Below are 25,189 nucleotides of genomic sequence, written 5' to 3' on the forward strand. Positions count from 1 at the left end.
TCAGTTTTTATTGGTTCATTTAAAAGGCGGACATTCCATAGCATAGGAATGTCCGCCTTTTATAAACGAATTTTTGAATTCTTTATCTATTCAACTTAAACCGTTGCTGCAGCATGCTTCTCACGGGCAATCTTGGTTGCATCCACCATGTTGCGCAAGGAAGCAACGGTTTCTTCGAGTCCACGAGTTTTGAGACCGCAATCCGGATTAATCCAGAACAGTTTAGGATCCAATACACGCAAGGCACGTTCGATCATGCTTGTCATTTCATCCACACTTGGAACACGTGGGCTATGGATATCATACACGCCAAGTCCAATGCCCAGTTTATACGTGTTCAACTCAAAGCTGTGAATGAGTTCACCGTGACTGCGGGATGTCTCGATCGAAATAACATCGGCATCCATCGCTTCGATGGAATCAATCATGTCATGGAATTCGCAATAGCACATATGTGTGTGAATTTGAGTTGTGTCTTGAACCGTGCAAGTGGAAATACGGAATGCTTTGACAGCCCAAGCCAGATAATCGGCTTGCTCGTTTTCCTTCAACGGCAGTCCTTCGCGAACCGCAGGCTCGTCGACCTGGATCATGCCAATACCTGCTTGCTCCAGCGCTTCGACTTCTTGTCTCAGTGCATACGCCAATTGATATGCGATGTGCTCGCGCGGGATGTCTTCACGTACAAATGACCAGTTCATGATAGTGATCGGTCCAGTCAGCATACCTTTTACAGGACGTTGTGTCTGGGATTGTGCATATTTGGTTTCTTCAACGGTCATTTCTCCGGTAAATGCAACGTCTCCAAAAATAATGGGTGGTTTTACGCAGCGGGAACCGTATGATTGTACCCATCCGAATTGTGTGAAGGCAAACCCTGCAAGTTTTTCCCCAAAGAACTCTACCATGTCGGTACGCTCAAACTCACCATGTACGAGGACATCGATTTCGATCTCTTCCTGAATTTTGATCCAGATATCAATTTGATCCCGGATGAACGCAGCATACTGCTCATTGTTCAACTCACCCTTGCGCCACAATTGACGTGCTTTACGCACTTCTGCGGATTGTGGGAAGCTGCCGATAGTCGTTGTCGGGAAAAGAGGCAATTTCCATTTGTCCTGCTGCGCGATATGACGCTCTGCAAACGGACGGGAACGTTCCGGCTGTTGAACACGGAGTGTTGCCACGGCCTCTTGAACCGCAACACGATTGCGCTCTTCGGATTGCTGGAGAGCCTGGATCGTACGATCGGAATTTTCAATCTCAGCGATGATTTCAGCATTTCTTGAAGACAATGCTTTTGTCAACAGAACGATCTCGTCCAACTTTTCATCTGCAAATGCCAGAGCATTTTTCAGTTCGGATGTGAGTTTAGTTTCCCGCTCTGTCGTTACCGGAACATGAAGCAAGCTGCATGAGGATTGCACGATTAAACGTTCAGGTGTCACGAGTTCAGCCAGTTCATCCAACAGCTTCAGTTTTCCTGGCAAAGAGGCTTTCCAGATCCCGCGGCCGTCAATAACCCCAACACCCAAAACTTTATCCGCCGGGAAACCGGACGCTTGAATGGACTGAATGTTACCCGCAGCGCCATGTACAAAATCAAGTCCGATACCCTGAACCGGTAGGGCAACAATGCTGCTATAGTTCTCAACGGATTCAAAGTAGGTTTGCAGCATAATGTTCAGACCCGGTACAGCAGATGCAAACGTCTCATAAATTTTAGTCAGCAGTTCTAGGTCAGCATCACTTGTTTTGGTAACGAGGATTGGCTCGTCAATCTGTACCCACTGAACACCTTCATTTGCAAGCTCCTGAAGCACTTGTACATAGAGTGGAAGCAAGCGTTCCAGCCAAGCGTTCGTTTCGGATTTATCGTATCCTTTGGACAGCTTCAGGAAGGTCAACGGTCCGACAAGTACCGGTTTGCCTTCAATACCGAGCTTCTCTTTGGCTTCCCGATAAGCAATAAGCGGTTTGTTTTCCGTAAGGGCAGGGGAAGCACCGTCCAGTTCAGGCACGATATAGTGATAGTTTGTGTTAAACCATTTTGTCATTTCACTTGCTGCTGCATCTTTCGTTCCCCGAGCAATTCCGTAATAGACGGACAAAGGTACAGCGCCACCGTCATATGCAAACCGTTTTGGAACAATTCCGAACATAACGGCAGTATCCAGAATGTGATCATAGTAACTGAAGTCATTAACAGGAATAAGATCGATACCTTTTTCTTGCTGCTTGCGCAGGTGATCTAACCGAATCTCCTGCAATCTTGCTTGAAAATCTGTTTCTTCGAGCTTGCCTGACCAGAATGCCTCCAAGGCTTTTTTCCATTCCCGATCTGCACCAATTCGTGGATATCCCAATACACTGCTTTTTGCCATGACGTAAAACTCCTCTACAATATGTTACCAAAAAGTTATCACATATCCGGAGTTATAATGTAATTCCATTAAGTTATATCTAGCTATAGCCTATGGCTATACCGGTGTAGCATGAAAGCAAGTAATAATGACAAACATTAAGTTATTATAAAACTTTACAGAAAACCGTCCAGACGGTATAGTTAAATGGAAGTTGAATAACGTTACGTATGTGGTAGGGGGAATGAGAGATGGTTGCATATTTTTTATTGGGTTTAGCGATTGTATCTGAAGTGTTTGGTAGTTCCATGATGAAATTATCAAACGGATTCCAAAAGAAACTTCCGATAGTAGGATTGATTTTGGGAATGGGTACAGCGTTCTTTTGTCTTTCACTGGCTTTGAAAACCATTCCGCTTGGTACCGCATATGCAACGTGGTCGGGTGTGGGAACTGCTCTTACAGCACTCGTTGGCATAGTGTTTTATAAAGAGAGCGTGAACCTCAGAAAAATCTCGGCATTAATTTTAATCATTGCTGGGGTCGTAATTATGAAATTGGCTCATAGCTGAGCAAGGATGGAGGGATGAATAATGAAAGGGTATTTTGCACTGGCCATTGCCATTATTGCTGAGGTTTTCGGTACTACTATGCTAAAATTGTCGGATGGATTCACGAATTTGCTACCTTCAATTGGACTTGTTGTTGGCATGGCGTTATCGTTTTATTTTTTGACAATGGGTTTGAAAACAATTCCTTTGAGTACTGCTTACGCCATATGGGCAGGTGTAGGGACAGCAATAACCGCCTTGCTTGGCGTCATTTTATGGAATGATCCTTTCAACATGCTTTCGGGAATCGGACTCATGTTGGTTATCGGGGGCGTAGTACTTTTAAACTTATCCAAAAGTCCAGCCAAATCATCAAACGCAAGTCACTCTTAAATAAACGTCATGAAGGAGGTTACCGCTTTGAGAAGTAATTCAAGACGTCATGAGCTTTTGGCATCAGCATCATATATTGTCGAACATTTGGGCATGGAGAAATTGACGTTGGAAGCTGTTGCTAAACATGCTGGAGTAAGCAAGGGCGGGTTGCTTCATCATTTTCCCAATAAAGAAGCTATCGTTACTGCCATGATCGAGGAATTCGGGGATACGTTTTTCTCTGAACTACAGCAAAAATCAATTGAAAGCATAAACGAAGTCGGGAAATGGAGCAGGGCTTATATCGAAACGACCTTCCATGACACCCAAACAACTGCAGCTTTGAGTTCAGCTCTTTTGGCCGTGTTATTCTCGAATCCTGAATTACTTGCATCGTACAATAAAAAAAATAACGTCCTTCAAACAGAAATTTTGAATGATGGCATTGATCCCGTTAATGCTGCTATTATAAAGTTAGCAACAGATGGATTATGGTTTTCAGAGATTTTCGGCGTTGGAACCTTGGATCAGGATATTCGAAATCAGGTAGAAGAAAGACTCATGAAGATGTCTTTTGAAGCAAAATGAGAATGCTCGGTTTCTTGCCACGTGTGCAGCAGGTTGTAAAGAATATAAACTAAACTCAGGGGCTCCTTAACACATGTTCGTTAGGGAGCTTCTTTGGGTTCTCCAACCGTTTTTTTAAGCTCGTTTAGAAGGGACAGCTATACTTGATGCATAATAATGATAACTAGATCATTGTTGAACTGGAAAATGAGGAAAGGGTGATTCGATGGGTGTACCTACTTTTCTTGAAACAGGTCATATGACAGAAGGTTTTCCGATCCGGGTAATTCATACCGGTAATCCGTTTAATTTTGCCGCCCACTGGCATGAAGAGGTTGAATTGGTCGTGGTGAATGGAAAGAGCGCAAGGATTGGCGTAAATAACCATGTGCATGAGTTGCAACAAGGGGACGTATTGTTAATCAAACCAGGGGATGTTCACTGTTTCTTGCCTGGAACCAATCATCTAACCATTATTCAGTTTCGACTGGAATTGTTAACAGGGAGTTTTACAACGGATAAGGAAACACAGAATCTGAGAGAGCTTTTCAATAAAACTACGGTGATCCCGTCAAACATTAGTAACGAGCAAAATCTGGAAAAATATATAGATGCATTACTGGATGAAGAAAAGGATCAACAAACGGGATATCGCTGGTTAATGGTTGCCAGATTATATGATCTCATCGTTCATATGCTGCGTACAAACACTCCACTTACAAGCGAATTAAATTCAGGTTGGCCATGTACCGCTTCCAAAAAATTTGAATTTCTCGAATCAGTCTGTGCATATCTGGAGGAGCACTATGCTGAACCCATCAGACTGGATCAGGTCGCGGAGCACATTAAATTCAGCAAGTTTCACGTGTGCAAGCTGTTTAAAGAGGTCAAAGGAATCACACTGATGGAATACCTGAATCATTTTCGAATCATCAAATCGGAGTGGGCGTTATTGTTTCGCGAAGAATCCATTCTGGATATTGCCATTGGTCATGGATTCAACAATGTGAACTCATACAACCGTCTGTTCAAAAAATATAATGACTGCACTCCGTCTGAATTTCGCAAGAAGCATCGTACAAATATCACAACATATGAAGGATGATTCACAATATATGGGGAGAAAGCCTTCTCCAAAATCCATATACTCTAATAAATTGTAAGCGTTTCCTTTTTGAAGGAGGGGGCCCATGAAGAAGTTTAAGCTTAAATATATCTCCATGATTGCACTCGTAAGCGCAGTGATAATGGTGTCCGGCTGCCAATTAAATGGAGCCAACCAGCCCAAGCAGGAAGAGATTACCGTTTGGAGTTTTACGGATGAAGCAGGTTATGCCATTGAGAAATTCGAGGAGAAATACCCGGACATTAAAGTGAACTTTGTCAATATTCCGGGCAATTTCTACATCACCAAACTTAAGTCTGCACTACAGACAACGTCCAAGGCACCGGATGTGTTTATGATCGAGAATGCAAATATAAGAGAGCTGATTGATGTGCCTTATCTCGAGAATTTATCGGCAAGGCCTTATAACGCCAATGAACTGATTCCAGAACAATATGCTTTTGTGCAGGCCAATGAGAAGGATAGCGAAGGAAATATTAGAGCAATCGGTTATCAGGGAACGCCTGGAGGCATCTATTATCGAAGAGATCTGGCCAAAGAATATCTGGGTACGGACGATCCGGAGAAGGTGGCGCCGCAGATCGATACTTGGGAGAAGATATTTGAGATTGGCGAGAGGGTCCAGCAGCAGAGTGGAAACAAAGTTCATGCCCTTGCCAACTGGAATGCGGTATCCAATTCATATGATGGTATTCCTTGGGTTAAGGATGGGAAGTTAGTGATCGATCCCACCTATATGAAGGTGCTTGACCTTGTTCGTGAAGCACGTCAGCGACATGTGCTTGCAGAGTTGGATGATGGTAGTGCGGGGTATGCAGCTTCGATGCAAAAAGGGCAGGTGATGTTCTATCCTGGAGCGACCTGGGCGTTGCAATACACTTTTAAGGCAAACGCACCGGATACCGAAGGATTATGGGGCCTCGCGCCCGGACCATCTGCTTTTAGTGCCGGTGGAACTTATATTGCGATGTACAGCAAAAGTGACAAAAAAGATCTGGCTTGGAAGTTCATTGAGTTTTATAACTTTGATCATGATTTCCTGTCTGAGCTTGCGAAGGAGCAGGACTATTTCACAAGCAACATGGTCGTGAATGATCAGCTGGCGAGATCTGTATCTTCAGCATATTTGGGCGGGCAGAAGCATTTTGAATTTTTCTCGGAAGCGGCCAAGCAGGTTCCTGTATATGCGCGAACCAAATATGATTCGATCATTAACAATGATATCTTCAAAAATGTACTCCAGTTGTACCTCAATAACGACATTCAGACCAAGGAAGAAGCCATAAAACGTATAAAGCGTGATGTCAAATTGAGATTTCCGGAGCTGGAAGTGGATTAGCTTAGAAGTAAGCAAATGCCTTTTAATCATCCGATGACTGGAGGTACAAATCATGTTTGCCAAGTCCATTCGCAAAGACCATTACGGATACTATTTCATCGCTCCATTCTTCATTCTTTTCGCCATTTTTGGGCTTTATCCAATCTTGTATTCGCTCTACATCAGCTTTACCAACTTTGACGGGATTACTACGCCGGACTTTGTTGGAATAGGTAATTATGTTGCGGTTTTACAAGATCCTCTTTTCTACAAGACGCTGTTTAATACCCTTTTTATCTGGGGTGTCTCCGTAGTCCCTCAGCTAACCGTTTCACTTGTCCTTGCCTTTATTCTCAACGACAAGTTGCTTAAGGGAAGAGACATTTTCAGAGCGGTTTATTTCTTTCCCAATATCGTTACCGCTGCATCCTTGGGCCTGCTTGTGAGTCTGATTTTTGATTGGCAATCCGGAGGCTTAAATCATTTTCTCGTTCAAGTTGGGCTCATCGAAGATCCAATTAACTGGAAAAATGATCCCTGGTTTATGCGACTGATCGTTTCATCCATTCTGTTCTTTCAATACTTTGGTTACTCCATGGTCATCTACCTGGCAGGGCTTCAGGGTATTGATCCCGCTCTGCAGGAAGCCGCTCAAATGGATGGGGCAAAAAAGAAACATATTTTTATTCATATCATTGTTCCAATGCTGCGCCCAATCATTTTGTTTCAGATGATCACTTCCATTATTGGGGGCATTCAGATTTTCGATCAGCCGTTTACGTTGACAAATGGAACAGGTGGCCCGGATCGTGCAGCCATGACGAGTATTATGTATCTGTATAATGTGGCATTTCAAAGTACACGTTTTGGTTATGGAGCGGCCATTGCATTCTGTCTGTTCATCATCATTATTCTGCTATCGGTCATATCCTTCATGATGACGAAGCGCAAGAGCCGTGCATAGAGAGGGGGAAATGAAATGCAAACCGTCAAACCGGTCGAGCAACAAAAAGTCATTCTACAGTCTTACGATTCTGTGAAGCGTCTGACACTGGGCAAAGTCATTATTTATCTGTGTTTGATTAGCCTTGCCGTGATCTGTATCATTCCATTTTATCTCATGCTCATCTATTCCACACATAACAATGCAACGATCGCATCTACATTTACGTTTCTGCCCGGACCCTTCCTGTTGGATAATTATACGAACATGGCTTCCAAAATCAATATCTGGCGCGGGTTTGCCAACAGCTTTTTCATTGCCGGAACGTCTACGGTGCTATCCCTGTATATCGGTTCCCTAACCGCATATGGCTTCGCCAAGTTCAAATTCAAAGGACGAAACTGGCTATTTCTGTTTTTGCTTGCTACGATGATGGTTCCCGGGCAGCTCGCACTGATCGGGATGTATCGTCTGTTCAGTACGTTAGGCTTGCTGGATAGCTATGCAGCGATCATTTTGCCTGCAGCGGCGAATGCATTTAATGTATTTTTTATCAAACAATTTATGGAAAGCAGCATTCCAGATGAGATTATTGAATCTGCACGTGTAGATAGCGCAGGGGAGTTCCGTACATTCAATCAGATTGTTTTGCCCATTCTGGGCCCGGCAATCTCAGCCCTTGGCATATTCACCTTTATCGGTTCGTGGAATAATTTCCTTACGCCGCTGGTCCTGTTTTTCTCCCTGGATAAATATCCGCTCCCGGTACTCGTTGCACTGGTGCAAGGATATTATGGGATGGATTACGGGCTGTTGTATTTGGGAGTTGCGATCTCGATCTTGCCTATTATCATAGTGTTTGCGATATTCTCCAGACAAATTATAGGCAGCGTTGCATTGGGTGCGGTGAAAGGATAGAGCGTGTACGGAAATAGTCGCCTTATTGGCGGCTTTTCGTATTTTCAGGTGAGCCAATAATTACTGGTTGGCCTTTTTTTGTTGTTTAACATCAATACGCTTATCGCATTGGGGACTTATATCATGGACATTGATGCCTGATAGGTGGCGAAATACCATTTTGAAAGCCTTTCCAAAAATCTATGATATACTACGATATGACTGGCATACCATGGAAAAAAGATATTCAAACTTATCGTTTCCTTCAATTTCACCTGCAAAGGAGATGTCATGATGTTTAATGTTCTTGTTGTTGACGATGAGTGCGCTCAAAGAGAAGGCATTAAGGATTTGATCTCTCACTACGGATTTCCCTTTCAAGTGTGGGAAGCTGAGAACGGGAAGAGCGCAGAGCGAATTCTGGTTCAGAATGCAATTGATATCCTCATCACTGACGTTAAAATGCCTCTTATGGACGGACTGGAGCTTAGCAAACAAGCCAGGAAAACGCAGCAAAATATAAAGATTGTCATCTGCAGCGGTTATGATGAATTCGAATATGCCCGCAGTGCGATTCGGCTGGGTGTGGTGAATTATTTACTCAAGCCGCTGGTCAGGGAAGAGTTTCTACAGGTGATGGAAGATATTACGCAGATTCGTGCTTATGGCGGGGGTCCCGAACCGGAATCCATGGAATCGAAGGTCATTCGACAGGTGAAGGATTATGTGAAGGATAACCATCAGAGAGATATTTCATTGTCCGAGGCAGCCCACGATGTTTATTTATCGCCAGGGTATTTGAGCATTTTGTTTAAAAAAGAGACCGGGGAAAACTTCTCGAAATATTTGACCGATTACCGTTTGCGGCGTGCAAGCCATCTGCTCGCTCATTCGAATATGAAAATCAATGATATTGCAGGGGCTGTTGGTATCGACAATCATTCTTATTTTGCCAAGCTGTTCCGAAACAGGTTCGGTGTCAGTCCGTTACAGTTCAGAGAGTGCGGGGTGCTTCATGATCGGATGGATCAAGAGCAAATTCAATGATATCAGGCTCCGAAACAAGCTGCTGCTGTCGCATTTGGTGATTGCACTCATTCCGATTCTTCTGCTTGGACTGCTCTCCTTCATACAGTCCTACCGTATTCAAATGAAGGAGCTGCGGAGCGAAGCAGAAGCGAGTCTGGAGCAGGTGTCTAACATAATGGATTATAAGATTAATCGGTACAACACGTTAAGTGAGTTCATGGTGCTTAATCGGGATTTATCGCAAATATTTACGAAAGACTACGAGGGAAATTATTATAATATGTACCTGGATTTCCGGGACATTCTGGAGCCGTTGATCTCGAATATCCGGTTGATGGATGATGATATTGAAGGCATTACCTTTTATACGTCCGGGGATTTATTGGGAATCCGCAATAATATTTTGCCAATCGGGGATCTCAAGAGCAAGTCCTGGTATGACGGATTTCGAGGCAGGCGCTGGATTGTGGATGGGGAGAAGCTTTATCTCGTTCAGGAATTGATCAGCAATCCGAAAGACAGCAATTTCATGGTGATCTCCATTCAGCATGATCGCATCTTTGCAGACCTGGACAATCTGTCGGAACATGTAGCCGTTTATATTGAGGACGCGAAGCAGCATGTGATTTTTCAGGAAAACCACGAACGTGCTGTTGTGGCCACAGGTTTGAAAGTTAGGGATTCTGGTGATCTGAGTCTAAGCCGCTCGCTCGCCAACAACGATTGGACCATTCACTATAATCTGTTGAATACCAATGCGTATGCAAATGCAATGGGCATTTTTCAAATTACGCTGTTTGTCATCATCCTCAGTCTGATCATTACCTTCCTGCTCATTTATGTCATTTCGAATAACTTTACGCAACGCATTATCCATATCAAGAACAAGGTTGACAAGGTGGAACGTAACAATCTGGATGTGATTATCCAAAGTTCATCCAGGGATGAATTTGGAGAGCTGACGAATGGCATCGGCAAGATGCTAAAAAGGATCAACAGCCTGATCTCCCAGGTGTATCACGCCGAAATTGCCAAGAAGGAGAGTGAATATAACAAGTTAATCAGTCAAATCAACCCTCACTTCCTATACAACACTCTTTCATTTATACGCTGGAGGGCCGAAAAAAGATCGGATATAGAAACGAGTTATATGGTATCTGCATTAGCCCGTTTCTATAGGACAACACTTAACCAGGGGAAGAATATGGTCACCATCAAGGATGAGGTGCAGCATATTAAGGCATATCTAGATTTGCAGCTCATCATGAACGATGGCCGATTTGATGTGAATTACCATATCCTTGATGAGGTATTACATACCGAGGTAATTCATTTTATGCTGCAGCCCATTGTGGAGAACGCCATCAAGCATGGTTTTGTGGAGCCAGATGTGACTAATTATCGTATTCACATTGCGGTTTGCCGGGCAGAAGAGGGAATTATATTCACTGTTCGTGATAACGGTGTGGGCATGACACCTATGCAGACAGAAGGGTTGTTAACAGGGGAGAACGGCGGATGTGGAGTTCGTAACGTGAATGACCGAATCAAGCTGTATTATGGTCGGGATTACGGGCTTGTGATTCATAGTGAGCCGGGCAACGGAACGGAAGTGTCGATTGTCCTTCCTGCCTCATGAGTGTGTTAAGGTATTCTGAAAAAAATAAGGTTAGTACGGATGCGGTTGCCATGGCAGCCGCTTGTTTTGTTCTTTTTAGAAACGTTTAAACCAGAAAAATAAAGCAAGTTGGAGGTCATAAAAAAAGTGATACATATCCGAAAAATGTGGCATATACGCCATTTTTGAAAACGCATACAATTTGGTTATCAAAAGCAAATCAGATCAGATCAGATAAAGGGGATGACAGGATGAACAAACCCAGAAAGATGGCAACGCTGCTGATCGGCAGCATGATGATGGCTGTATTCAGTGGATGTAACGCAGGAAACAACGAGAGCGCACAACCGCAAATTTCGCAGCAGGACTATGAACCATACGGCAAATATGAGACACCCGTGGAATTTACGATTGGCCGGAATACCAATCATGTGAACAACCTGCCTGCTGGCGATACCATTGAGAACAATCTGGCTACCCGCTATGTAGAAGACCGGGTGAACGTCAAGGCCAAGGTGGCTTGGGAGACCGATGATATGGATCAGAAGCTGTCACTCTCGATGACGACAGGTGATCTGCCGGATGTAATGCTTGTCAGCCGCGAAATATTTAATCAATTGGTGGATAACGATCTGATTGCAGATATGACAGAGGTTTACGAGAAGACAGCATCCGAGGGTGTTAAAAATATTTATGGCTCTTACGGTGACTTGCTGCTGAATCAGGTAAAGGTGGATGGCAAAATCATGGGTCTGCCAATGACGAATATCGGAAACCAGCACCAGTTGCTGTGGGTCCGTAAGGACTGGGTGGATAAAGTCGGTGCAAAGCTGCCGGAATCTGTCGAGGATGTATGGAATCTCGCCAGAACGTTTGTGGAGAAGGACGTTTCGGGAACAGGCAAGACGGTTGGCATGGTCATGGATTCCAATGCCATGAATTTTACACCGATCTTTGCTGCACATGGTGCCTTCCCGATGAACTGGATACAGAAGGACGGTCAGGTGGAATATGGATCTGTTCAACCCGAAGTGAAGCAAGCACTAACAGAGTTGAGCGCTATGTACAAAGAAGGTTTGATTGATAAACAGTTTGCTGTCCGATCGAATGAAGAGAAGGAAGCTCTCGTCATCAACGGACAGGCTGGAATGCTGTTTAACCCATGGTGGATCGGCTACACCAACTACAAGGATTCCATCAAGCAAGATCCAGAAGCAGTATGGGTAGCCGTATCTGCACCGGTCGATGCGAATGGCAAGTTCAAGACGATTCGGCAGGACCCGGTGGGTGGGGGTATCGTCGTTGTAAAGAAGGACTTTGCTCATCCTGAAGCGATTATGAAATCAGTCAATCTAACAACGGACTTCCTGTACTCCTTAACGGAAGACGCAGTCAATTACAAGAAGGAGCACCCCGACGAGTTGCTGACGGATGCCAGCCGCTGGAACAATGATCCTACCCAGATTCCGATGCAAGTGGATTATGACGATGTGCTGAAACGTTATTACGATGATCTGATCAAGGCTGATGAGGCCGGAGATGCTTCCGCTGTTCAGGAAGATCGAGTGGTTTCTTTCAAGGCCTATCAGGAATTCAAAGAGAAAGGGAATGCGGTCGATGCAAACACCTACGGTGAATATCTCTCCCGAATCGAGGGACAGCGTGAGGCAAACAATCCAAACCTGGAAGTGATCCCCGCAGGCTTTTATGGAACAACTGAAACGATGAAGCTGAAGTGGGCGAATCTGCAGAAGCTCGAAGAGGAAACCATGCTCAAGATCATTATGGGGGAAGCGTCTGTAGATGAATTCGATACGTTTGTCGACACCTGGAAACGTACAGGTGGCGATGAGATTACTGAAGAAGTCAACGAGATGAGCAGCAGATGACGATTGCGTGAGCTTGGGTGCGGAAGCCTGATCGTGGACTTCCGCACAGGCTTTTGCTCATAAAGCCTGTCCAATCTAGGCACATGTTGGAGGTGGAAAGGACAATGGGGCAAGTGGAAACAACCGTTAATCAAGAGCGGGAAGTGCGTTACCGGGGGAAAAAGAAACGTAAAACCTTTGATGAAATGACCTATCATTTTATGCTGCTGCCCGGCATGATCATGCTGTTCATTTTCTCTATTGTGCCCATGTTTGGGGTTGTGATGGCATTCCAAAAGTTCATTCCAGCTAAAGGCATATTTGGCTCCAAGTGGGCTGGGCTTTCCAATTTTACGTATATGTTTCAACTGCCGGATGCGAAGCAGATCTTTGTGAATACGTTGGTTATCGCGGTCGGGAAGATTGTTCTCGGATTAATTGTACCCATCGTATTCGCTCTGCTGCTTAATGAAGTGCGTCTTAAGGCATTTAAAAGCACGATTCAAACCGTCGTCTATTTGCCGCATTTTATGTCGTGGGTGGTTCTGGGCACAATGCTGACCATGATCTTTTCCTTTGATGGTATGATAAACAACTTTCTTGAATTTCTCGGCATGGAGCGGATTATTTTTCTGGCGAGCAATGACTGGTTCAGGCCGCTGCTCATTGTAACGGATACCTGGAAGGAATTTGGCTACGGGACGATTGTCTATTTGGCTGCATTAACGGCGATCAACCCTGCATTGTATGAATCTGCCGCAATGGACGGTGCAAGTCGCTGGAAACAGACACTGAACATCACGCTGCCGGGAATGTTCCCGACGATTATCCTGTTAGGCACGCTGAGTCTTGGCAATGTACTGAATGCGGGTTTTGATCAAGTGTTTAATTTGTATAATCCGCTGGTATATGAAACAGGCGATATTATCGATACTTTTGTGTACCGTATGGGTCTGATCAACATGCAATATTCATTTGCAACAGCGATTGGACTAATGAAATCAGTGATTAGTTTTGTACTGATCGTGATTTCCTACAGACTGGCTTCGAAGTATGCGGGGTATAGAATTTTCTAGGAGGGTTAGCATGATTCAATCCAAATCGCTCGGATCCAGGCTATCCCGCCTGTTGATTATGTTTGTATTGATCCTGATTACGTTCATGTCCCTGGCTCCGATCGTCAATACCATTATGGTGTCGGTCAGCAGCAGCACGGCTGTTAATGCAGGACGGGTTTACTTTTTTCCAGTGGAGCTGAATTTCTCATCGTATGGGCAAATTCTGAATGATACGAAGTTTTGGAGGGCTTTTCTGATCTCCGTCGAGCGGGTCGTGCTTGGTGGAACCATCAACATGTTTTTGACCATTCTCATGGCCTATCCGTTGTCACGAAGCGTCGCACAGTTCAGATCGAGAAACACATATATGTGGATTATTGTGTTTACAATGCTATTCAGCGGCGGAATCGTACCCTGGTATATGGTGATTAGCAATCTGGGGTTAATCAACAGCATCTGGGCGCTGGTTCTCCCAGGGGCAGTTCCTGTCTTTAATGTGATTCTCCTAATGAACTTTTTCAAGGGAATTCCGAAGGAGCTGGAGGAGGCCGCATTTATTGACGGTGCCAGTCCGCTTAAAATTTTGCTCCAAATCTTCATTCCCATCTCCATGCCGAGTCTGGCAACCATTATGCTGTTCGTCATTGTCGGGCACTGGAACAATTTCTTTGACGGCATCATTCTGATCAATGACAGCTCCAAAATACCTCTTCAGACCTATCTGCAGCGGCTAAGCCTCACACGTGATCAGATGCAGAATCTTTCGGTCGAACAGCTGCAGCAGTTTAATAAAATTTCCAACACAACACTGAATTCTACCAAAATTCTGGTGTCCATGATTCCCATTCTGCTGATTTATCCTTTTCTGCAACGTTATCTAATTCACGGCATCGTTCTGGGGGCCGTAAAGGAATAGTTCAGGCAAGCGGCAACATTGGCTGAACTGCCTGAGACATGTGGAAGGAGGTGAAAGAACACGTCAGGGACAGTTACGAACGAACATAGTTGGACCACGGGATTGATACTGATTTACGAGTGAACTGTTGGTTGTACGTCGACTGGAGAAGGGAAGGGAAGGGATATGATGAACAAAAGGAAAATGGTAAGCCTCACGCTGGTACTCAGCATTATTTTGGTCACCACCATGGGGGCAACAAGCGGTGGCAAGAATCACTATGCCGATCAGGCGCAGTGGTCGCAAGAGAAGCTGTATGAATACTACTGGAACGATGCATCCAAAATGATGAATAATGCTTATCCATCAACACCAGAAGGTGAACAGGCCTTGAATTACTGGTGGAAGGCTCATGCGGTTGATGCATTGGTGGACGGTTACGAACGTACAGGAGACAAGGCGTACACGGAGCGTGCAGAAGAACTCGTTCGCAGTATTATTGCACGCAACGGTTCACTTCACAATGAATTCTACGATGATATGGAATGGCTTGCACTCGCCGGGCTTCGTCTGTATGATGCAACAGGCAGTGAAGAGATGAAGGGATATGTTCTGGAGTTGTGGGATGACATCAAGACCGCCTGGTGGGAAGATGATCTTGGCGGTATGGCTTGGAAAAAGGACCAGCGATATAACCGAAATGCGTGCTCCAGTGGGCCTGCCGCCATCTTGGCTGCAAGGCTGTATGAACGTTTTGGCGATCCGCGGGATCTGGAATGGGCCCAAAAAATATATGATTGGGAGAAACAATATCTGGTACATCCGCAAACGGGCCTGGTAGCAGATGGTTTGGTGCTGAAGGAGGATGGCACACTGGATGTGAATGAAGCATGGATCTTCACATACAATCAAGGCACGTTTATCGGAGGGGGTGTTGAACTCTACCGGATAACAGGGAAGAAGACGTATTTGAAAGATGCTGAGAAAACGGCGGCCGGTTCTTTGAAGGCCTTAACGAATGAGAAGACGGGCATATTTAAAGAGGACGGTGACGGGGACGGTGCATTGTTTAAAGGTATACTGATCCGTTACATGGTTGAATTGTATGAAACCGGGCATAACAAGAGCCTGAAAAAGGCGATTTATCGCAACGCAGATGCCCTGCTGAAGGGCAGCCGGGATAACGGTTTATTCGGTCAGGCTTGGGGCAAACCCGCTCAAAACCCGCTTGACCTGACAGCACAGCTCAGCGGCGTATTTCTGCTGGAAGGAGCGGCTAAGCTGGAAGCAGGCAGAGCGGATAAACCAGGTAAACCGGATAAACCAGTGAAGAAGTAGGCATTTGAGTGGAGATAGGTTAATAGGATAGTAATGATTAGAGGTCAGCGCCTGCATGATTCTTTCCAAAAGAAAGATCATGCGGTGCTGTTATGTTCCGGTGTCACTGTTAAACGGTAAATCAGCGGTGAGGTTTCTCCCGAAAAAAGCATCGTACCCGATATCTAAGGGTTACGATGCTTTTAGGTGTCTGCACGTTCGCTGTAAGTATCGTTACTTGCTAGCCGGTAAGTGGTAACTTTCTCGAATTAAGGAGAAATAGTCATCTGCACGAACGACCTTGAATTCCGATCCGAGTTCTTCCGTGATGGCCAGTGCATCGGATGGGGTTGTGCTCCATGCAAGCAATCCAAGTGAAACGAACAACGGCGACTTGCCGTCCCAATTCGCTTTTGCGTCATTCAGCACCTGTAATCCGTCCTGCACCGTACTTATCCCACGGATCGTGGAAACCGGCAGACTGTCGCCAACAATTTCAACACCATACTTATCTTCATAGCTGATGAATAAGCCGGGTGCCTTATAATCCTTCTCGTAAGCGTTTGCTTTAAATGGGGTGAGAGGTACATTCTCGCTGTCTGCACGGTTCAAAACATAAGGGATTGTCATGCCTGTCTTTTTCATATACTTTTCGGTCTGCTGCAAAAATTGTCGGAAGCTTGAGTCGGGCCATGCCCCCGGATAGAAGTAACCTGCGCCGGACGGTCCTGCAATCAGCAGATCATTCGGAGTCGCGGTGTTTACATAATAATTCAAGATTGCAGGTGCTCCCTCGTAGAGAAGCGGGCTCGAAGTCCAGTTAATCGGAACCTTTCCTCTGGCCGGATCATCCCACATCACACGCATGCGATGCTGGTTATACTGAAAATTATCACCTTCTGTGAAGGTATATGTTACATAGATTTTGTTCTCCAGCGCAGGTCGCGGAGATTTCTTCACCGGACTAAGCTGAGGCTTTGTTCCCGAAAAAACGGTCAGATTGCTGAACCAGTCGGCAGCGAGAACATAGACACCATATTGAGATGCGATCTCAACCGAGCTGAACTCACCTTCAACATCATTGCTGAACCAACCAAGGTAGGGCGTTCCCGGTTTTACGTCAGACATGATCTTCTCGAAGAGCGCTTTTTGCTCAGGCACATTGGAATCCAACCAGAACACCATCGCTTTATTTGCGACTGCATAATCCCTTAAATAGGCATATGGCTCGCGCTGCTCAGCAGAGAGAGGGCGGATATTACCCGCATACACTTTGTACTGATTCCACATGTCCACTTCTGCCGTCAGGTTCTGAGTCCCTGCAGGAGGAGTGAATTCATAAACAAAATAATTGCCATTATCGGCGAAACGGTGACCGCCTTGTCCTTCAGCAACCTTGGAATTCTGTCTGTCATACAGAAATTGTTCTTCTTCCGGTGTTCCTGCGACGAATTTCGCAATCTCTTTTCCATCAGCCTTGACGGTAATCTGATGCACAGCTGGGCCCCAGCCATCCTGAGTGAAGGCATCATCAAATCGCAGATATACCGAAGGTTTTCCCAGAAGTGAAGAGAGATCCAGTGAATACGTATCACGATTGCTTGCATCTCGAATCTGTTGTTTTTCCTCCGCGATCGTAACAAATGACTCAGGCATGCCGGATGGGATACGAATCGCAGTATCCGGATCAAGTCCGACTAACATCTGCTGGGTCGTTTTCTTCCACAGATTTTCATATTGCCAGGTATAGGCATCCATCCGACTGTTGAATTTACCCCGCAGATCATCCATTATCTTTAATTTGTAAGGGGCTTTAGCCAATTTGACTGCCAGCTCGGGACTGGCAACCACAGCATTTTTCAAACCGGCGAGCGTGGTTGCTACGTTGATTGTATCCGGTACTTTGGGATCATATACGATCATGCCTTTGACCTCGCTGCGATAAGCAGAGAACACTTCCCAGTAATCCTGATGAAGCGTGTAAGGTACTTTGATGTCCTTAAGCCAGGTCAGTTTTCCTTCTTCCTGGGACTCAATCAGATAGATTCGGGGTTGCTCTCTGTTAACGATTCCCTGTAATGTTCCCAGCAACAATTTGATGTCACCTGGTGCATCATAGATGTCGGCTGCATCCAAATGTTTCGGCTTTTTGAAACTTGGCAGTTCATGGTGTTTGGACCCATCAGTTTTAGCTGTCTGTCCCTGTACATCAGTTTCCGAAGCTGAAGCTGCACCCGCGGTTAATGAAAAAGCGCATATGAAGGCTAAACAGAGCATCGTAAATCTACGAGCCATGGCGAATTCACTCCTTGTTATAGTCAGAAATTAGAGCGTGTGCCTTTGTAATACCCATCCTCCTTTTTTGGCCGAGAGCCGATCAACACATCTCTATTCAATACATATTAAATATATTCATATATGATTTTACAAGGGATTCGACAAAAGTTCCTATCATTCCTGGAAATCAGGCATATTAAATGCGATGACATCAAGAAAATGTTCTTCACAACTGCAGGTAAGCTTAGCTTGTTTATTGCACTTGCATGTGAAAGGATATATTATATATCTCAAATATTATGAATGAATTGGTGATGTGATCAATATGAGTACAAATGATCGAATTCCGCTGTATCAACAAATCCAGGATTATATCAGACATGTCATAACTTCAGAAAAAATGAAACCCGGTGATCGCATACCGACAGAGAAGGAACTGATGGATCAGTTTCAGGTCAGTAAAATCACGGTTGCCAATGCGCTGACCGGATTAGCCAATGAAAAGTTAATTGCGCGTGTGCCGGGGAAAGGCAGTTTTGTAGCAGAAGAAGCGGACAGTGCTTCTGCGACATTAACACAAGCAACCACGACGAAGGGCAAAGAGGGAACGCTGTCCACGGGAATGATTGGTATCATTGTGCCATCCATCCATGATTATTTTGCCATCAGGCTCGTTGAGGGGATTGAGCAAGCCTTGCGCGAGAAGGGATATCGCAGCATGATCATGTTTACGCATGGCAAGGTAGATAAAGAGAAAGACGTCATCAAGGAAATGAAGGCGCTCGGGGCAGAAGGTCTGCTAATCTTTCCTGTCGATGAAGAGAACTACAACGAGGAGATCCTCGGCATGAAGCTTTCAGGATTCCCTTTTGTTCTGATGGATCGCTATTTGCCGGGGGTCGAGACACATTATATTGCAGCAGATGGTAGACGGGGCACGAGGCTGGCTGTGGAGCATCTATGGGAACTTGGACACCGGGACATCGCCATTTGTTCCGATTCGCCCCTTCAGACGGTCACGGTTCAGGAGCGGATTGAAGGTTATATTGAGGCTTTAAAAAGCAAAGGGGCTTTAATCAATCCTGCTCATATGATTACTGATTTTCAACCGCTAAGTGAACTCAAGGATGCGGAAGCCCACCCCTTGTACCGATATATCCAGAACCGGATGGTCACGGCATATGTTTCGCTTAACGGTAGACTGGGTGTGCAAATCTATCAAATGGCCAAGCAAGCAGGGCTTCGGGTGCCTGAAGATGTATCCATTGTAAGCTTTGATGACCCCACATCCATCGTAGAGGAATTCAGCATATTTACCCATGTGAAGCAGTTTGAGCGCAATATGGGATATCAGGCGGCTGTTAAATTACTTGAAGTATTGCGTGGTCATGGGGAAGTGATAAGTTACAGCAAAATGCTAATTGAACCCGAACTGGTCATACGTCAAACTACCGGAACGATTCCTCGAGCTTAATTTGCACAAGAAAAGAAAACCTTTTCCGTTCAGAAGCGGAGAAGGTTTTTTTATGTTTGTATAAAAACATATTGAATATATTCATATTATATATTATAGTCTAGAAAATGATGGATGGTCATACATTGCAACCCAAATCAAATATGAGCAGGGGGAGGGTTATGAATATGGCAAGAGATCGAAAGGAAGAGCGTACCGGATTTCAAGAATCTGCTGCTTACCATCCCGATTATGATCTGCAGACTGATTTTGTAATGGTATATGGGATTGACGACTCGATGCAGGAACGCATTGGGAAGTGGAAAGAAAAAGGATATGTTGTTCATCTGATGACGGGTGTTGCCTGGGGAACCTATAACAACTATCTGGATGGCGAGGTCGATGGTGCAACTCATTGGGATGAAGCTCAGATGGACCGGGACGGCAACATGATTCTTCATGGGAGCGAGCCAGTCATTCCATACATGGTGCCTACCATTTCCTTTGGACATTACATAGCGGAGCGAATCCGTATTGCTGTTGACGCCGGAGTGGAAGCCATCCATCTCGAGGAACCTGAGTTTTGGGTAAACGGAGGATATTCCGAAGCTTTTAAACGGGAGTGGCAATTGTATTACAAAGAACCCTGGATTCCACCACACGCTTCGCCTGATGCACAATTTCGAGCCTCCAAATTAAAAGCGTATTTATATACACGCGTCCTGGACCGGTTATGTGCCGAGATGAAGGACTATGCGTTAAAACGTTATGGTCGTGTCCTTCGCTTTTATGTTCCGACCCATAGTCTGATTAATTACACACAGTGGCGAATCGTCAGTCCACAATCTCAGCTTCTAGAGCTGCCTTCCATCGATGGGTACATTGCACAGATCTGGACCGGAACATCCCGAACCCCCAATGTGTATGAAGGGTTGCGTAAAGAACGCACATTTGAAACCGCTTACCTTGAATATGGCGTCATGCAAGAACTGGTTCGTGGGACCGACAGACGGATGTGGTTCCTCCATGATCCGATTGAAGATAACCCGAATTATACCTGGGCCGATTACCGACAGAACTATCTAAAAACGGTGGTTGCCTCACTGCTGCATCCCGGAGTCGCCCATTATGAAGTCTCACCTTGGCCTCGACGAATCTTTCAAGGTACTTACCCATCCGAGGATGGCTCTGGCAAGGAGCAAATTCCGTCAGACTACGCCACAACTTTACTTCAAGTCATGCACACGCTTGGTAACATGAATCAAGATGTGATGGAAACAACAGAGGAGCCATTACAAGTTGGCGTTTTCATTGCAGACTCAGCAATGTTTCAACGAATGAAGCTAGATCCCAATGCACCTCATGCTGGTAAATATGATGGAACAGACCCTGAAGGATTCCAGGAGGATGGCGATACAGAACTGCTTGATTTCTCTCCTTTTTACGGTCTGACACTCCCGTTAGTGAAACATGGTATTCCTGTCCGTCCGCTTCAATTGGATAATGTAAGGCGGTATCCGGGTTACTTGGCAAGTTATCGTGTGCTCATTCTAAGCTATGAATTCATCAAACCGGAATATCCGGACATTCATTATGCACTTGCACAGTGGGTACAGGACGGCGGAGCGTTAATCTATGTTGGCGACGACAGCGACCCGTATCACGATATTCGTGCGTGGTGGAATCATGACCACAAGCAAGGGCAGTCAGATCTGACGTATAACTCCCCTCGAACACATTTGTTTGAACAGCTGGGTCTGAAAGATAGGAGGGGAGGGCTCAATAAGGTAGGAAAAGGGGCAGTTTGTTGGTTGGATGAACATCCGGGTGACTTCACTTTATCCAAGGCAGGAGCTGATCGGCTGCGCCAATCTGTCAAAGAAACGATGGAAGCTGTTCACGGACCAGAACTACAGTGGAAATCGAAGCCATATTTCAAAATTAGACGAGGTCCCTATCTAATCGCATCGGTTCTCGATGAATCGGTCAGCGAAGATGCAGTAGTCATTCCAGGTCCGATTGTGGATTTGTTTGATTCCAAGCTCTCTGTGCTGAGCCAGGTGACCCTGAATCCGGGAGAGCAAACCTTGCTCTATGATGTTGAAGCGGGTCGTCCAACGGATGCAGAAGTATCCGTCATTGCCGCTTCCTCCCGAATAGAAGGTCTGTCACAGTCTACCGAAGGTTTTCGATTCGTAGCAAAGGGTCCTGCCAATATGAAGGCAACGGCGAGGCTGTACTGCAAGGCCAGACCATTATCTGCCCAGTATGTCGTTCATGAACAGACCGTCCCATTGATGTGGGAATGGGACCCGGATTCAAAGACAGTATTTCTTCAGTATGAACATGGCAACGAGAACAACGCAGAGGTTCAAGTCCGCTGGACTTCCTGAATCGACAACCTGATTGATGTAACAGAGAGGAGCATACTCGCATGCCATATGAACCGATAAGGCCAGAACGTTTAAAACAAATGTTAAACAAACTTCGGGAAGCGATATATGAGCCGATAGCCGAATTGGAAGTGACGGCTTGGGTCACACCAGAGCCTGTACCTTACGCGGAACGGATGTCCGGCAGGAAAGTGACACTCACGCAAGGAGAACACTGGGGGGAGTTATGGGACTGTGCCTGGTTCCGTTTTGCAGGTAGATTTCCGGTAGTCAGAAGTAACCAAAGCACGGTCCTTTTGCTCGATGTCAACGGTGAACTGTGCCTGGTTGACCAAGAAGGATCACCTATCCAAGGGCTGACGACGATTAACTCTGAATTTGATTTTTCATTAGGTCTTCCTGGAAAACGAGTCGTTCAGCTCCAGGAGATCTCTGTGAATGGGCAGGAAGTTGAAGTATGGGCAGATGCAAGCAATAATGATCTGTTCGGCAAGTATCGCGGAGGAACATTGAAAGAAGCACTCATCGCTTTCTGCAGGGATGATATTCGGGATCTCTATTATGACACCGAAGTCCTTTTGGAAACGGCAGAGCAGCTCCAGGAAGGTTCCGCTCGCAAGGAGAGAATCTATCAGACACTCTATGAGATTTCGTTACTCTTGACAGAATTCTCGAAAGAGCATGTCCAGCAGGCGAAGAAACGACTGAATGAACAGCTGAGCATGCAGGGAGGCGATCCGGTTTTAACCCTAAGCGCTGTTGGTCATGCCCATATTGATTTAGCCTGGTTGTGGCCTATCCGTGAAACGATCCGAAAAGGAGCTAGAACGTTCTCAACTGTGCTTCGCATGATGGAGCGTTATCCGGATTATGTATTCGGAGCGAGCCAACCGCAGCTGTACGATTGGATGAAGCAGCATTATCCCAAGCTGTATGACCAGATCAAGGAACGGATACATGAAGGCCGATGGGAACCGCAGGGAGCCATGTGGGTAGAATCGGATACCAATGTCCCTGGTGGTGAATCGCTTGTACGCCAGATTTTGTATGGCAAGCGTTATTTTCAGCAGGAATTTGGGATGGAAATGAAATCGCTCTGGATGCCTGATGTGTTCGGCTACTCGGCAAGTTTGCCCCAGATATTAAAAAAATCCGGTGTGGATTACATGATGACCCAGAAGCTCTCCTGGAGTGAGTACAACCGACACCCCCATCATTCCTTTTTGTGGGAGGGAATTGATGGTTCAGCAGTATTGACACATATGCCGCCTGAAGATACTTACAACAGTCCGGCAGCTCCGCGATCAATCATCAAAGCTGAACAGGACTATCTGGATAAAAATGTGTCCAGCCATGCGCTAATGCTCTTTGGTATAGGAGACGGGGGTGGGGGGGCTGGTGAGGAACATTTGGAGCGGCTGGCCCGGGAGAAAAACCTGCTTGGCTTGTCCCCTGTCGTACAGGAACCTTCGTGGAAATTTTTCGAACGGCTGAATGAAGAACGTGAACGATTCCAGACATGGCGCGGTGAGCTTTACCTGGAGAAGCATCAAGGAACCCTGACCAGTCAGGCGCGAAGCAAGTGGTATAACCGGAAGATGGAGAAAGCGCTGCGCGAATTGGAGTTCGCCTCAGTTCTTGGGGCAGCACAGCTAGGTAAGTGTTATCCGTCCGAAACGCTTGAAAAAATATGGAAGGAAGTCCTCCTGTATCAGTTCCATGATATCCTTCCGGGATCTTCAATCAAGCGAGTGTACGATGAGTCACTAGTGCGATATGCAGAACTTTTGGAGCAGACAGAAAATATGATCAACGAAACCTACAGCGATTTGGCAGGCCAGATTTCTTCAAATGTCGATGTCTCATCCGCTTCCTCCATGGTGATATTCAATTCATTACCTTGGGAGCGGCAGGAGTGGCTTCACACGAATGGAAGATGGCGCAAGGTTCAGGTTCCTTCCATGGGATACACAATGATATCTGATCAGGTGGACGAGAGTGCCATGAATGAAATCGCATCCTCCACTGAGGTGGTACTGGGAATGCTGGATTCGGAATTTCAGGTTTCCGCTGAAGAACGCTGCGTGGAGAACGACACATTCATCGTGAAGTTTGATCGGAACGGAGCCATCATCTCCATTCGGGACAAGGTAGAAGCTCGGGAAGTCATTCCGCAAGGTCATTTGGGAAATGCACTTCGTGTGTATCACGACGAAGGGGATGCTTGGGATTTCAGTCATGACTATTCCGCACATACAGGAATGCCATTAACGCTTCGTGACATTCGCGAGCTTTGTGAGGGTCCAAAAGTCGGGCTGGTCTTCGAATATAACTATGGAGAATCGACTCTGATTCAGACGGTCGTTCTGACAGAAGGCAGCAGGCGGATTGATTTCGAGACGACCGTGGATTGGAGAGAGAACGGGAAAATGCTTCGTACTTCATTCCCGGTGAATATTCGTACAGATCAGGTTCACTGTGAGATCCAATTTGGCAGTTTAACCAGACCGACCCATCGGAATACCATGTGGGACTTCGCCAAGGATGAGATATGTGCTCATCAGTGGATTGACTTATCGGAGCCGGATTATGGAGTCGCCCTGCTCAACGATTGCAAATATGGTCATCGAGCCATCGATAATGTGCTTGATCTGAATTTGCTGCGCAGCAGCTCGTATCCTGATCCGGAAGCGGATCGTGCAAAGCATACATTCACCTACTCGTTATATCCGCATCGAGGGAACCATGTTCAGGCTGAGATCTATCGAAGAGGTAATGAGCTGAACATCCCGCTTCGTACAGTTTCCTTATCGTCTGTATCTGGTAAGCCGAACGGTAAGCTCCCGTATTCCAAAACATTTCTTCAGCCGGATCACCCGCACATCATGGTGGAATCCGTCAAAAAGGCCGAGGATGGAGACGACATCATCGTCCGTCTATATGAAACTTCGGGAACCCATGCCACCACGGCGCTACATCTTGGATTCCAAGTAGCAGAAGCCTGGACGACTGATCTTATGGAGAATATCATTTCACCCGTTTCAATTGCAGGAGCATCCCAGATGGCTCTATCCTTCACGCCATTTGAAATCATCACGTTACGATTGAAGCTAGGACAGCTATAGCTGGGATGGTTGA

Annotated in this window: 18 protein-coding genes; 16 read left to right on the top strand and 2 right to left on the bottom strand. The window is 45.7% G+C overall.

Going from position 1 to position 25,189, the window contains the following annotated elements; all coding sequences use genetic code 11:
* Positions 1-95 precede the first annotated feature (95 nt).
* Positions 96-2,387 carry a 5-methyltetrahydropteroyltriglutamate--homocysteine S-methyltransferase gene (gene metE, locus MHB49_RS15765; RefSeq protein WP_405156797.1) on the bottom strand — a complete coding sequence of 764 codons (2,292 nt, stop codon included), beginning with the start codon at positions 2,385-2,387 and terminating at the stop codon, positions 96-98.
* Positions 2,388-2,617: 230 nt separating this feature from the next.
* On the opposite strand from metE, the gene MHB49_RS15770 reads away from it, so the two are divergent.
* The 13 genes from MHB49_RS15770 (at position 2,618) to MHB49_RS15830 (ending at position 15,949) form a co-directional block, all read left to right on the top strand.
* Complete coding sequence (locus MHB49_RS15770) at positions 2,618-2,938, top strand: multidrug efflux SMR transporter (protein ID WP_090897674.1); 321 nt, start codon at positions 2,618-2,620, stop codon at positions 2,936-2,938.
* Positions 2,939-2,959: 21 nt separating this feature from the next.
* Positions 2,960-3,310, top strand: coding sequence for a DMT family transporter (locus tag MHB49_RS15775; protein WP_405156798.1), 351 nt, complete (start codon positions 2,960-2,962; stop codon positions 3,308-3,310).
* A 27-nt stretch (positions 3,311-3,337) separates the two neighbouring features.
* Positions 3,338-3,880 (top strand): TetR family transcriptional regulator, encoded by a 543-nt coding sequence (locus MHB49_RS15780; RefSeq protein ID WP_405156799.1) that lies wholly within the window; start codon positions 3,338-3,340, stop codon positions 3,878-3,880.
* A gap of 205 nt (positions 3,881-4,085) precedes the next feature.
* The gene (locus MHB49_RS15785; protein WP_405156800.1) at positions 4,086-4,964 is read left to right on the top strand and encodes an AraC family transcriptional regulator; all 879 of its coding nucleotides are present in this window, start codon (positions 4,086-4,088) and stop codon (positions 4,962-4,964) included.
* A gap of 85 nt (positions 4,965-5,049) precedes the next feature.
* On the top strand, positions 5,050-6,324 hold the full coding sequence (locus MHB49_RS15790; RefSeq protein ID WP_405156801.1) for an ABC transporter substrate-binding protein: 1,275 nt from the start codon (positions 5,050-5,052) through the stop codon (positions 6,322-6,324).
* Between the two features lie 52 nt (positions 6,325-6,376).
* Entirely contained in the window at positions 6,377-7,267 is an 891-nt protein-coding gene (locus MHB49_RS15795; protein WP_247902773.1) for a carbohydrate ABC transporter permease, read from the top strand.
* Positions 7,268-7,282: 15 nt separating this feature from the next.
* The gene (locus MHB49_RS15800) at positions 7,283-8,164 is read left to right on the top strand and encodes a carbohydrate ABC transporter permease (RefSeq protein WP_247902774.1); all 882 of its coding nucleotides are present in this window, start codon (positions 7,283-7,285) and stop codon (positions 8,162-8,164) included.
* Positions 8,165-8,434: 270 nt separating this feature from the next.
* A complete protein-coding gene (locus tag MHB49_RS15805) occupies positions 8,435-9,190 on the top strand; it encodes a response regulator (protein ID WP_247902775.1) in 756 nt (251 codons plus the stop codon).
* Positions 9,159-10,811 (top strand): sensor histidine kinase, encoded by a 1,653-nt coding sequence (locus MHB49_RS15810; protein ID WP_405156802.1) that lies wholly within the window; start codon positions 9,159-9,161, stop codon positions 10,809-10,811. The genes MHB49_RS15805 and MHB49_RS15810 overlap by 32 nt, the downstream gene beginning before the upstream one ends.
* A 230-nt stretch (positions 10,812-11,041) precedes the next feature.
* Positions 11,042-12,679: an ABC transporter substrate-binding protein gene (locus MHB49_RS15815; RefSeq protein ID WP_405156803.1), complete on the top strand. Its 1,638-nt coding sequence runs from the start codon at positions 11,042-11,044 to the stop codon at positions 12,677-12,679.
* Positions 12,680-12,864: 185 nt separating this feature from the next.
* The gene (locus tag MHB49_RS15820; protein WP_405157150.1) at positions 12,865-13,734 is read left to right on the top strand and encodes an ABC transporter permease; all 870 of its coding nucleotides are present in this window, start codon (positions 12,865-12,867) and stop codon (positions 13,732-13,734) included.
* Between the two features lie 10 nt (positions 13,735-13,744).
* Positions 13,745-14,632, top strand: a complete 888-nt coding sequence (locus MHB49_RS15825) for a carbohydrate ABC transporter permease (protein ID WP_405156804.1) — start codon at positions 13,745-13,747, stop codon at positions 14,630-14,632.
* Between the two features lie 165 nt (positions 14,633-14,797).
* The gene (locus MHB49_RS15830) at positions 14,798-15,949 is read left to right on the top strand and encodes a glycoside hydrolase family 76 protein (RefSeq protein ID WP_405156805.1); all 1,152 of its coding nucleotides are present in this window, start codon (positions 14,798-14,800) and stop codon (positions 15,947-15,949) included.
* Between the two features lie 213 nt (positions 15,950-16,162).
* Here MHB49_RS15830 and MHB49_RS15835 read toward each other — a convergent pair whose 3' ends face one another.
* A complete protein-coding gene (locus tag MHB49_RS15835) occupies positions 16,163-18,223 on the bottom strand; it encodes a GxGYxYP domain-containing protein (protein ID WP_405156806.1) in 2,061 nt (686 codons plus the stop codon).
* Positions 18,224-18,530: 307 nt separating this feature from the next.
* On the opposite strand from MHB49_RS15835, the gene MHB49_RS15840 reads away from it, so the two are divergent.
* From MHB49_RS15840 to MHB49_RS15850, 3 genes are all read left to right on the top strand, one after another.
* The gene (locus MHB49_RS15840) at positions 18,531-19,679 is read left to right on the top strand and encodes a GntR family transcriptional regulator (protein WP_405156807.1); all 1,149 of its coding nucleotides are present in this window, start codon (positions 18,531-18,533) and stop codon (positions 19,677-19,679) included.
* A 167-nt stretch (positions 19,680-19,846) separates the two neighbouring features.
* Positions 19,847-22,051 carry a hypothetical protein gene (locus MHB49_RS15845; protein WP_405156808.1) on the top strand — a complete coding sequence of 735 codons (2,205 nt, stop codon included), beginning with the start codon at positions 19,847-19,849 and terminating at the stop codon, positions 22,049-22,051.
* Between the two features lie 41 nt (positions 22,052-22,092).
* Positions 22,093-25,176: an alpha-mannosidase gene (locus tag MHB49_RS15850; protein ID WP_405156809.1), complete on the top strand. Its 3,084-nt coding sequence runs from the start codon at positions 22,093-22,095 to the stop codon at positions 25,174-25,176.
* Positions 25,177-25,189 lie beyond the last annotated feature (13 nt).

Source organism: Paenibacillus sp. FSL K6-0108 (genome assembly GCF_045040695.1).
GTDB classification, from domain to species: Bacteria; Bacillota; Bacilli; order Paenibacillales; family Paenibacillaceae; genus Paenibacillus; species Paenibacillus pabuli_B.